Genomic DNA, 11686 nt, shown 5'->3' with positions numbered 1-11686 from the left:
AAAGTCGCCGGTCCACGTAGCGTGCCTTATATCCGTGACAACATGAGGCTCGACTGGCGTAACATTCACCAAGCCATTGATGATAGCTTGCAGCGTTTGCAAACCGACTATGTCGACCTGTATCAAATCCACTGGCCTCAGCGTCAGACGAACTGTTTCGGTCAGCTTAATTATCCTTATCCGGATCAGCAGCAGGAAGTCACCCTGATCGAAACCCTAGAAGCCTTGGCGGAATTGGTCCGTGCAGGAAAAGTACGCTATATCGGCGTCTCTAACGAAACTCCTTGGGGAGTGATGTCGCTGCTCAAACTCGCAGAGAAGCATGAGTTGCCACGGATCGTTTCGATTCAAAACCCCTACAATTTACTTAATCGCAGCTTTGAAGTCGGGCTTTCTGAAATCAGCCATTTCGAAGGCGTGCAACTTCTGGCCTATTCCCCGCTCGCCTTTGGCTGTTTGAGTGGTAAATACCTTGATGGTGCCAAACCCACAGGCGCCCGTTGCAGCTTGTACGAACGCTTTGTGCGCTACTTTACGCCACAAGGGATCGCCGCCACACAGGCGTACGTCTCGCTGGCGCGTGAACATGGGCTGGATCCCGCGCAGATGGCATTGGCTTTCGTCAATCAAAGACCGTTTGTCGCCTCCAATATTATCGGTGCCACCAGCCTGACACAGTTGAAATCCAATATTGACAGTCTCGATATCACTTTAAGCCCTGAACTGCTTGATGGCTTGCAAGCGATTGGTATTCAATATTCCAACCCTTGCCCATAAGGGCGTATTCACCACACTGGCGTACAAACGTAAAAACCGACCTTCACGGTCGGTTTTTTGCTCAGTTTTAGGGGCTGACGGTCATCAACACCAGCCCCTAACGTTACGTCGGTATTCGCGTACTCAGCACACGACGAAGATGACGAATACGGCGCTCGGCTTTGACGTGGGCAGGTTCACTGAGGCCAATCGGACGACCATCGCTTTCCAAACCAATATCTCTTAGCAGGTGCGCGTTCTCCCATGGGATGTGGTGCGCACTGCGTCTGATTTTTCGTTTCCAAGCTCGCTCTTCTCGGCTCAAGTCCGCTTTAACAAGTAGGGTGGCAAGTTTTAGATATACAGAATGACTCATGAGAAATCTCCAGTCTAAACGTTGCTGGGGAAACACATGGAAGCAAAAATGAGGAAAGAGTCGTGTGATCCATCACTTTTAATTCGCTGCATTTCCGCAGCCAATTAAAAGAAAAAGGATACGGATACGTTATTGTGTGCGGGCCGGTTTTCGGGCGATATCAGACATAGATAGGGTGTGAGACCAATCTGTCATGATCATCGCGGCGCTAACGGCGTCAGAGGCACAAAGGGTAAACACGGGTGTCATGATGAAATGTGTCATTGTGCGCCTCCTAGCAAAAATAAAGAATCCGTTGGGTGTGTAGAGCGTTGAGCTCATGGTTAAATTCTAACCACCAAGGATGATTAATCAACCGATTTATTAATGGAAAGTTAAAAACACGTTTTTCAACTGAATCATGTTTTTATTCTCCCTGAATATAAGATATTCAAACTGTGAATATCTTATAGATGGCAGATCCTGTTGAGCCAATAGCAAAAAGCCATGCAATCGAAGCATGGCTTTTTATTTACAAAACAATCAATTAAACAGTCGCGTCACTGATCAAATTATGTTTGTTTAACAAACGATACATAGTGGCACGCGATACACCCAATTCTTTGGCCGCCATCGACACTTGTCCCGAATGGGATTCAAGCACCAACAACAGCGCATCGCGCTCACTTCGCTCACGGATACTTTTCAAACTTCGTTTACCGTCGGTGCGTTTAGGGAGATCCAATTGCTGATCGTCTAGCATCACACTGTCGGACATCAGCACCACGCGCTTAATCTGGTTCATCAGCTCCCGCACGTTACCAGGCCAATGGTAACGAGTGAGCTCTCGCAACGCCTCTTCAGTAAAACTGCGCGCTTGGGCGTTGTATTCCTTAGAGTACTCCTGCAAGAAATGACGCGCCAAAATCGCAATGTCCCCAGCACGCTCTTTTAAACTCGGAACGTTGATACGCAGCACATTGATGTAATGATAAAGCTCCTCATTGAAGTCTCCATCAATCAAAGCTTTCTCAATATCCGCTGAGTTCGCCGCAAGAATCCTCACATCGACTTCTTTTGGGCCCTCTCTGGTTTCTATCGTCCCCTCTTGCAAGAATCGCAGTAAGTTCACTTGCTGAGATTTGGGCAAGGTGAGAATGTCGTTCAACAACACGGTTCCGCCATGGGCTTTTTCCAGCAAACAAGGCTCATCACTGTCATGACGTTGAAGACCAAACAGATCGCTTTCAATCCGACTCTCCGACATGGCTCGACAATTGACGGAAACAAACTCTTTGTTGGCTCTTGAGGAGGTCTTGTGTACCGCTCTGGCCACCGTTTCTTTGCCCGTACCACTTTCACCGTAAATCAGAATGCTGACATCGGTAGGCCCGATGCGTTTAATCTGATCGCGTAGGCGTTTGACTGGAATAGAGTCACCAATCAGCCCCATATCACTATTGTTGCCGTAGTAAGGCCATACCTTCTGCTCAAGCTTAAGCATCCCTAACTGGTGACCTATGGTGCTGAGCAGTTGCGCATCAGGGATCGGAGCGGTGAAAAAATCAATACAGAAGTTGACGATAAACTGACAGATGGTGTCGGAGCTCAGCTGTGACTCACGAATAAAGGCGAGCCAACGTACCTGCTTATGATTACTCACCAAATTCGCAATGCCATTGAGACTAAACTCATCATGACTTAAATCGACAATACCGATACAAGGTCCGGTTTCGTTGAACAGACTATCGGCTTTTCTTAAATCCGCGACTTGGGTACACCGCCAGCCAACTTGTTCCAGCACTGACAACCAGGGCTCATACGTTCCTCCTACGACCACTAACGATCCCGGAACGGAATCCATGCGGAATTGATTTCCCATGACGCTATTCCTTATCACTATTATTCTACTACTGTGCCACTGCTATCGGCGGTTTCGCCAGCGGTGAGTAAGGCTGGATGGCAAATATATAAGAGGAACAATCTCACCCCTTAAGACCATTCAAATAACACCCACTCATCGAAAATGCGACACTGGTTAGTTACATTATAGAGACTCTCGCAGAGTGTCTGTCTTAATGTTAAGACTATTCAGATAATGCCACATCTTACATATGAGCTTGAGATACAGATCTAAAAAACATTCACATAATTTATTACTCTTTCTCTTTTCACCTTAGCCAGACATAAAAAAACCACCCGAAGGTGGTTTTTACCGTCAATCGCGTATCCGATTAAGATTGCGCTTGCGGACGCATGGCTGGGAACAGAATCACGTCACGAATCGTGTGCGTGTTGGTAAACAGCATCGCTAGGCGATCAATACCAATCCCTTGGCCCGCTGTGGGTGGCAAGCCGTGCTCAAGTGCCGTGATGTAGTCTGCATCGTAATACATGGCTTCATCGTCACCAGCATCTTTCGCGTCCACTTGCGCTTTAAAGCGTGCGTCTTGGTCTTCTGCATCGTTAAGCTCAGAGAAACCGTTCGCCACTTCACGGCCGCCAATAAAGAACTCGAAACGATCAGTAAAGAACGGATTGTCATCGCTACGGCGAGCCAGAGGCGAAATATCCGCCGGGTAACCGGTAATAAAGGTTGGCTGAATCAGTTGAGGTTCAGCCGTTTCACCGAAGATCTCTTCAAGTAGCTGACCACACGTCCAGAACGGTTCCACGTCAACATGAACAGATTTAGCAATCGCGACCATTTTCTCGCGATCTTGCAAGTCCGCTTCTGTTAGTGCTTGGATCTCAGCGTGATCTGGGTTGTAGTGCTTGATAGCTTCAAACATACTCATACGAGCGTACGTACCACCAAACTCTACCGTCTCATCACCGTAAGGCATAGAAGTAGAACCAAGAACATCCATTGCCACTGTGCTGAGCATCTCTTCAGTGAGATCCATCAGATCTTTATAGTCAGAGTACGCTTGGTAGAATTCCATCATGGTGAATTCTGGGTTGTGACGTGGCGATAGACCTTCGTTACGGAAGTTACGGTTGATCTCAAATACGCGATCAAAACCGCCCACAACGAGACGCTTCAAGTATAGCTCTGGCGCCACACGTAGGTACATGTCGATATCCAACGCATTGTGGTGCGTCACGAATGGACGAGCGGTCGCACCACCAGGGATGACGTGCATCATTGGCGTTTCTACTTCGAGGTAGCCTTTTGAGCTCATGAAGTTCCGGATCGCAGAAACAAGTTTAGAGCGAATGATAAACGCTTGGCGTGAATCTTCATTGACAATCAGGTCAACGTAACGCTGGCGGTAACGCATCTCTTGGTCAGTCAGGCCGTGGAATTTCTCTGGCAGTGGACGAAGCGCCTTGGTCAGCAATTCGTACTCTTCCATATTTACGTAAAGATCGCCTTTACCGGATTTATGCAGCGCACCTTTGACACCGATGATGTCACCGATATCCAAGCCTTGGTATTGCTCTTTAAGGTGCTTTTGTACGTCTTTTGCCGCATACGCTTGAATACGGCCAGATGTCTCTTGAATCACAAGGAACGGACCACGCTTAGCCATAATACGGCCGGCAATCGCCACCACGTGGTTGAGCGCTTCTAGCTCTTCCTTGCTCTTCTCACCGAACTCTTTTTGTAGATCGCCCGCTAGTGCATCACGACGGAAGTCATTAGGATGGCCATTTGCCTTGCAGCTCTTGCGGATAGCGTCCAGCTTCGCGCGGCGCTCAGCAATCAGCTTGTTTTCTTCAGGTGAAAGGACGTCTTGTTGATTTTCGTTTTGAACAGCATCAGTCATTTTCGATGTATCCTGTTTCGTTTCTGAGTGTCGGTGAAAAGCTTACAGGCCTGATTTCAGGCTAGCTTCAATAAATTTGTCTAGATCGCCATCCAGTACCGCTTGTGTATTGCGGTTTTCTACCCCGGTACGCAGATCTTTAATGCGCGAGTCATCTAGGACGTAAGAACGAATCTGGCTGCCCCAACCAATGTCAGACTTCGCGTCTTCGTTGGCCTGCTTCTCTGCATTCTGCTTTTGAATCTCAAGTTCAAAGAGCTTAGCGCGCAACTGCTTCATCGCCTGATCTTTGTTCTTGTGCTGAGAGCGATCGTTCTGACATTGCACGACCGTGTTGGTGGGTACGTGAGTAATACGTACCGCCGATTCGGTGGTGTTAACGTGCTGACCACCCGCGCCGGACGCACGGTACACGTCAATGCGCAAATCCGCAGGGTTAATGTCGATATCGATGTTGTCATCAATCTCTGGGTAGATAAACGCAGAAGCAAACGAAGTATGGCGGCGGCCGCTAGAGTCAAACGGTGATTTACGGACTAGACGATGCACGCCAGTTTCGGTGCGAAGCCAACCATAGGCATACTCGCCAGAGATTTTCACCGTCGCGCCTTTCAAGCCCGCCACTTCACCCTCTGACACTTCGATCACTTCGGTTTTGAAGCCTTTGGCTTCTGCCCAACGCAAGTACATACGCAGCATCATCGACGTCCAGTCTTGCGCTTCGGTACCGCCCGAGCCAGATTGCAGGTCGATATAGCAATCAGACGCATCGTGATCGCCAGAGAACATACGACGGAATTCAAGCTGTTCAAGCTTCGCTTCTAGTTCCGCAAGCTCGGGCTCGATTTCATCGAAAGTTTCTTGATCGTCTTCTTCGACCGCAAGCTCAAGTAAACCATCAACGTCTTCAACCCCTTGGTCGAGCTGATCAATGGTTTCCACGACAGCTTCTAACGCCGCACGCTCTTTACCTAACGCTTGTGCGCGCTCAGGTTCGTTCCAGACATCTGGTTGTTCCAGTTCTGCGTTGACTTCTTCTAGACGCTCTTTTTTGGCGTCATAGTCAAAGATACCCCCTCAGGACTAAAGTGCGCTGAGACACGTCCTGTAAGCGGTTTTTAATTGGATTGATTTCAAACATGTTTGCTCAACATTGATGAGTAGAATTTAACCGAAGAATTGTACTGAAAAGTGTGACGAAGATACAGGAATTTTTTGAACAGGACTGGCACTGGACCAGAAACAACAATCCCTTGTCACACAGGGTATGACAAGGGATTCAGCGCAAAGAAATACGAGCGGTTAGGCGTTGTCTTGTGCCAGTGACGTTTGCTCAGATTGGCCGATGAACATCATGCACACCATCGTCGCCGCCGTTGGCAGCAACCAGCCCATGCCGACATCAAAAAGCGGCAACATGCTCAGTGCTGACATATCCAATCCAGCCACCTTAGCGGCATCAATAAGCGCAAACAGCAAAGCAACAAGAATCACCACACGATATGCCATAGCTGGATTCGCGAGCTTGCTACGCATAAAGGTCAACGCAATCAGAGCAATAGCAACCGGGTATAGCGCAAACAGCACAGGTACTGAAAGGGCAATCAGTTGTGCCAGGCCGACGTTCGCCACCACAGCACACGCCACACCATTAATGATCACCCACTGCTTATAAGAGAGCGGAGTGAGCGAGCTGAAATAGTCAGAACACGCAGAGATAAGGCCGATCGCCGTCGTCAAACACGCCAGCAACACGATGACAGAGAGAACCACTTGACCGTACGGACCAAACAGCGCTTGAACATACAAGCTTAACACTACACCACCATTGTCCGCTCCTGCTGCAACTGCAGAACTGGTCGCGCCGAGGTAGAAGAGTGAGATATAAACAAACGCAAGTCCCACAGCGGCAATGCAGGCTGCACTGATCAGGTATTTTGAGGTCGCTTTTTGTGAAGTGATGCCTTTTTGGCGCAGCGCATCAACAATCAACACCCCAAACATCAAGGCGCCAAAGGTATCCATGGTGTTATAGCCTTCCAGAAATCCTTTTTGCAATGGGTGAGTTAAATACTCACCTTGCGCCGCTAAAATCTCGCCTTGAGGAGCAATAAAGACCGCACCGGCCAAGACAATCAGGCCAATAAACAGCGCCGGCGTCAGCACTTTACCAATCACATCAATCAGTTTGCCTTGAGACCAAGCAAAGAACACCGCAACCGCAAAAAAGAGAATGGAGAACATGGTCAACTGCATTTGCGCGGCGTCAGCCAAGAAGGGTTTGATCGCCATCTCGTAGGCAACCAAACCAGTACGAGGAGCCGCGAACGCTGGGCCGATAATGACGAAAATCAGTACCGCCATCACCACAGCAGCGCGCTTTGGCAAATGCTCTGTCAGATGATCCCATGAACCACCGGCTACGGCGATCGCAATGATCGTTGCCAGTGGCAAACCGACAGCCGTCGCGAGAAAACCCATCATTGCAGGGAACACATTGTCGCCTGCAAACTGACCGGCAATCGGTGGAAAGATGATGTTACCCGCACCTAAAAAAAACGCGAACAGCATGAAGCCGAGCGCAAGAATATCTGTGATTTTTAAACTCTGATTCACGAGAGAACCTTCTTATACTTCTATTCCCAATGCGACTATGACGGCAGTATCGAGTAAACTCGGCTACCCCATAACCTGATGGGAGATATCGATGTTGTGAATGGAGAGTGATGTCATTGACCCACTCCATCTTTAAAATAAGGCGCGCATGATGAACAAACCGTGTCGCTTTCGCAACCGAATGGCGAAAAACACCATATAAATTTAGAGTACACTCAGATATACAGCAGTAATCACTAGTTGAAGAGTAAAAATTGGATTTTAATACCAATCAAAATCACCAGCAGCACCGCAGCAAGAAGAACGAAAAACCATACACATCATTAACAACCACTGAAGTCACCACCATAACATTCAATGACAACATAAGATTCCAATGACCATCAAAGCCACTAAAGCGTTTTCATTTAAACAGTTTTCTATTCAGTCTGGACAATCGGGGATGCCGGTCAGTACCGATGGTGTCATGCTCGGCGCGTGGGCGCAGATAGAGCACGCACATCAAATACTCGATATCGGCACTGGAACGGGGCTATTAGCCTTGATGTGCGCTCAGCGCAACCCAGATGCACAGATATGCGCGATAGATATTGACCATCACGCCATTTGCGCCGCTCAAAGTAATTTCAGCGCCAGTCCGTGGAACAGCAGATTACGTCTTCTTCAAGGTGATATCCTCAGCGCCGAACTCCCAGACTCTTTTGACGCGATTATTTGTAATCCGCCCTATTTCACCACTGGCGAGTCTGCCAAAGCGCCCGCTCGCGCCATCGCAAGGCATGCCGATACATTGGCACACGAACCTTTATTGCGACGATGTCAGCAACTGCTCGCGCCTCTTGGCACCGCCAGTTTCATCTTGCCTCAAGTGGAAGGGGAAGCGTTTATCGAGTTAGCGCAGAATATGGGTTGGTCGTTAAGAAGGCGGTGTGAAGTACGCACCACAGCCACTAAACCCGTCAGTCGCCTGATGTTTGAACTGCAACACACCGCAGGTGAGTGCCAGTCTCAATCACTGCTGATCCATGACGGAGCTGAGTACAGCGAAGATTTTGTCTCCCTGACGAGAGCGTTTTATTTAAAGATGCCGTAATTAAGGTGTGATCCTTATCACCAAAGACACTATACTATGCGACCTTTGTTATCCCTGAGGCCAAAATAGAGGGATAAAAACCATTTCGTGCGCTTGTGGAGAGACCAGAGTGATCAAAAATTTTGCCGAACTTGAGCTAGACAACAATCTACTCGAAGCCATCGAAGAGATGGGTTACAGCCGCCCAACCCAGATTCAGGCGGAAGCAATTCCACACGCCCTTGATGGTCGAGATATTCTCGCGTCTGCGCCCACAGGAACAGGTAAAACAGCGGCGTTCGTGCTACCCGCTCTGCAATATTTGCAAGATTTCCCACGCCGTAAACCTGGGCCTGCACGCGTGCTGATCTTAACGCCGACACGTGAACTGGCAATGCAAGTGGCAGATCAAGCGCGCGCTTTAGCAAAAAACACCAATCTCAACATCTTCACCATTACTGGTGGCGTTCAATATGAAGAGCACGCCGACATTTTGAAAAAGACCCAAGATATCGTTGTGGCAACCCCGGGCCGCTTAATGGAATACATCAATGCGGAGCGATTTGATTGTCGAGCAATTGAATGGTTAATCCTCGATGAAGCTGACCGAATGCTCGACATGGGCTTTGGTCCAACGGTTGACCGCCTTTCAAATGAATGTCGTTGGCGTAAACAAACTCTGCTCTTTTCTGCCACGCTCGAAGGCCGAGGTGTGGAAGGTTTCACTACTGATCTATTGACGAATCCAGCAGAAATTGATGCCGAGCCATCACGCCGCGAACGTAAGAAAATCGCTCAGTGGTATCACCGTGCGGATGATATGGAGCACAAACTAGCGCTACTCAAAACCATTATCACCGAGCAAGCTCAACGTAGCATCATCTTCTTAAAAACCCGCGAACGTTTGGCGGACTTACGTGGCGAACTGGAAAAAGCGCAGATCCCTTGTGCGTGGATCCAAGGCGAAATGCCACAAGATCGCCGCAACAACGCCATTGCGCGATTCCGCGATGGCACGGTCAACGTACTGCTCGCCACCGACGTCGCCGCGCGTGGTATTGACCTTCCGGATGTCAGCCATGTGATCAACTTTGACTTGCCACGCAGCGCAGATGTTTACCTGCACCGCATTGGCCGTACCGCACGTGCAGGCAAGAAAGGCAACGCAGTCTCACTGGTAGAAGCGCACGATCAACCCATGATGGATCGCGTCGCTCGCTACGTGAAAGAAGAGATCAAAGAGCGCTTTATTAAAGAATTACGTCCAAAACACAAAAAACCGGTGTTTAAGAAAAAGAACAAGAAAAAAGACGACAAGAAGAAAAGCCTGACTAAAACGAAGAAAAAGAGCGCCAGCAAGAAAAAGTAAGGCTATCGCTTAGATATACGGAAAAAGGGTTGATGTGTATGCATCAACCCTTTTTTATCGTCTGCCTTCAAGGCTCTGCGCGATGAAAGACGCTGATTACCTCAGCGACTTTTTCCAGTCTCAAGGCGTGGTATTAGTGTTCACGAGTGGCATGGAACTCAACATCCGGGAAGCGCTCTTTGGCCAGGTTCAGATTAACCATGGTTGGTGCGATGTAAGTTAAGTTGTCACCGCCATCGAGGGCTAAGTTGACTTGGTTCTTGCGCTGGAACTCGTCGAGCTTCTTACCATCTTCACACTCAACCCAACGTGCAGTCGCCACGTTAACCCCTTCGTAAATCGCTTCCACGTTGTATTCCGCTTTCAAGCGCGCAACCACCACATCAAACTGAAGGACACCGACGGCGCCTACAATCAAGTCGTTGTTCTGCAAAGGTCTAAATACCTGCACGGCCCCTTCTTCTGAAAGCTGCACTAAGCCTTTGAGCAACTGCTTTTGCTTAAGAGGATCTTTCAAGCGAATACGACGGAACAACTCAGGAGCGAAGTTTGGAATACCCGAGAACTTCAGTGCTTCACCTTGAGTAAAGGTATCACCAATCTGGATGGTGCCGTGGTTATGGAGACCGATGATGTCACCTGCGTAGGCGTTTTCAGCGCGAGAACGATCGCCCGCCATGAACGTCACCGCATCAGAGATGTTCACTTGCTTACCAAGACGAACGTGGTTCATCTTCATACCTTGCTTGTATGTCCCCGACACGATACGCATAAAGGCGATGCGGTCACGGTGTTTCGGGTCCATATTGGCTTGGATTTTAAACACAAATCCACTGAAGTTCTCTTCTGACGCCTCAACTTTACGCTCATTGGCGTCACGCGGCATTGGTGCCGGAGCCCACTCAGTCAGGCCATCAAGCATATGATCAACGCCGAAGTTACCTAATGCGGTACCGAAGTACACAGGCGTCAATTCACCGGCAAGGAACAGCTCTTGATCAAACTCAGGACAAGCACCAATGACCAATTCGAGCTCTTCACGCAGTTGCTCCGCCAATTCGCTGCCGACAGCTGCGTCTAGCTCTGGGTTATCCAACCCTTTGATGATGCGCTGCTCTTGAATCGTGTGGCCTTGGCCTGTTGCGTAAAGAATCGTTTCGTCACGGTGAATATGGTAAACACCCTTAAACTCTTTACCGCAGCCAATCGGCCATGAGATTGGCGCGCACGCCATATTCAGTTCGCTTTCGACCTCATCCAGCAACTCCATAGGATCACGGATATCACGATCAAGCTTGTTCATGAAGGTCACGATTGGGGTATCACGTAAACGCGTCACTTCCATCAGCTTGCGGGTACGATCTTCGACACCTTTCGCGGCATCAATCACCATCAGACATGAGTCAACAGCGGTCAGCGTACGGTAGGTATCTTCCGAGAAATCTTCGTGCCCTGGGGTATCGAGAAGGTTGACCAAGCATTCGTTGTACGGGAACTGCATCACAGAGGTGGTCACCGAGATGCCACGCTCTTTTTCCATCTCCATCCAGTCTGATTTGGCATGCTGAGCGGAGCCGCGTCCTTTCACCGTACCGGCGGTCTGAATGGCGCGTCCGAACAACAACACTTTTTCAGTAATGGTGGTTTTACCCGCATCGGGGTGCGAGATGATCGCGAATGTTCTACGTTTAGACACTTCGCTTAGAAATGGGGTATTTGACATGAACAGGTCTTCTTAACTATCT

General features: G+C 49.0%; 10 protein-coding genes. 3 read left to right on the top strand and 7 right to left on the bottom strand.

The features are described from left to right. A partial coding sequence (locus tag AC6R1A_RS06650; protein WP_500646162.1) for an aldo/keto reductase occupies positions 1-777 on the top strand: 777 nt, incomplete at its 5' end. Positions 778-880: 103 nt separating this feature from the next. On the opposite strand, the gene AC6R1A_RS06645 is transcribed toward AC6R1A_RS06650, so the two are convergent. From AC6R1A_RS06645 to brnQ, 6 genes are all read right to left on the bottom strand, one after another. Next, positions 881-1132 carry a DUF1127 domain-containing protein gene (locus tag AC6R1A_RS06645; RefSeq protein ID WP_500632719.1) on the bottom strand — a complete coding sequence of 84 codons (252 nt, stop codon included), beginning with the start codon at positions 1130-1132 and terminating at the stop codon, positions 881-883. A gap of 129 nt (positions 1133-1261) precedes the next feature. Further along, positions 1262-1396 carry a hypothetical protein gene (locus AC6R1A_RS06640; protein ID WP_334554030.1) on the bottom strand — a complete coding sequence of 45 codons (135 nt, stop codon included), beginning with the start codon at positions 1394-1396 and terminating at the stop codon, positions 1262-1264. A gap of 262 nt (positions 1397-1658) precedes the next feature. Next, on the bottom strand, positions 1659-2993 hold the full coding sequence (vpsR, locus tag AC6R1A_RS06635; RefSeq protein WP_500632720.1) for a cyclic-di-GMP-binding transcriptional regulator VpsR: 1335 nt from the start codon (positions 2991-2993) through the stop codon (positions 1659-1661). Between the two features lie 352 nt (positions 2994-3345). After that, a complete protein-coding gene (gene lysS, locus AC6R1A_RS06630; protein WP_334554026.1) occupies positions 3346-4884 on the bottom strand; it encodes a lysine--tRNA ligase in 1539 nt (512 codons plus the stop codon). Between the two features lie 42 nt (positions 4885-4926). Beyond that, a protein-coding gene (gene prfB / locus AC6R1A_RS06625; protein WP_334554024.1) for a peptide chain release factor 2 occupies positions 4927-6025 on the bottom strand; the annotation gives its coding sequence in 2 pieces (ribosomal slippage) (positions 4927-5949 and positions 5951-6025; 1098 coding nt in all). Positions 6026-6186: 161 nt separating this feature from the next. After that, positions 6187-7500, bottom strand: a complete 1314-nt coding sequence (gene brnQ, locus AC6R1A_RS06620; RefSeq protein ID WP_500630106.1) for a branched-chain amino acid transport system II carrier protein — start codon at positions 7498-7500, stop codon at positions 6187-6189. Positions 7501-7876: 376 nt separating this feature from the next. Here brnQ and AC6R1A_RS06615 point away from each other — a divergent pair, with 376 nt between their 5' ends. Together AC6R1A_RS06615 and srmB are read left to right on the top strand one after the other, a co-directional pair. Beyond that, positions 7877-8593: a tRNA1(Val) (adenine(37)-N6)-methyltransferase gene (locus AC6R1A_RS06615; protein WP_500632721.1), complete on the top strand. Its 717-nt coding sequence runs from the start codon at positions 7877-7879 to the stop codon at positions 8591-8593. Positions 8594-8702: 109 nt separating this feature from the next. Next, positions 8703-9941 carry an ATP-dependent RNA helicase SrmB gene (gene srmB, locus AC6R1A_RS06610; protein ID WP_500632722.1) on the top strand — a complete coding sequence of 413 codons (1239 nt, stop codon included), beginning with the start codon at positions 8703-8705 and terminating at the stop codon, positions 9939-9941. Positions 9942-10074: 133 nt separating this feature from the next. Here the strand turns inward: srmB and prfC are convergent, their stop codons facing one another. Continuing rightward, positions 10075-11664, bottom strand: coding sequence for a peptide chain release factor 3 (prfC, locus tag AC6R1A_RS06605; protein WP_500632723.1), 1590 nt, complete (start codon positions 11662-11664; stop codon positions 10075-10077). Between the last annotated feature and the right edge of the window lie 22 nt (positions 11665-11686).

The sequence above is a fragment of the Vibrio sp. R10-SG3-ISO3 genome, from assembly GCF_059834225.1.
Note: the sequence above shows the minus strand (reverse complement) of the source record. Positions and strands in the feature narration are given on the sequence as shown.

Coding starts and splice junctions, on each gene's coding strand:
- AC6R1A_RS06645 (WP_500632719.1), bottom strand. CDS start 1,132: ATGAGTCATTCTGTATATCTAAAACTTGCCACCCTACTTGTTAAAGCG.
- AC6R1A_RS06640 (WP_334554030.1), bottom strand. CDS start 1,396: ATGACACATTTCATCATGACACCCGTGTTTACCCTTTGTGCCTCTGAC.
- vpsR (WP_500632720.1), bottom strand. CDS start 2,993: ATGGGAAATCAATTCCGCATGGATTCCGTTCCGGGATCGTTAGTGGTC.
- lysS (WP_334554026.1), bottom strand. CDS start 4,884: ATGACTGATGCTGTTCAAAACGAAAATCAACAAGACGTCCTTTCACCT.
- AC6R1A_RS06615 (WP_500632721.1), top strand. CDS start 7,877: ATGACCATCAAAGCCACTAAAGCGTTTTCATTTAAACAGTTTTCTATT.
- prfC (WP_500632723.1), bottom strand. CDS start 11,664: ATGTCAAATACCCCATTTCTAAGCGAAGTGTCTAAACGTAGAACATTC.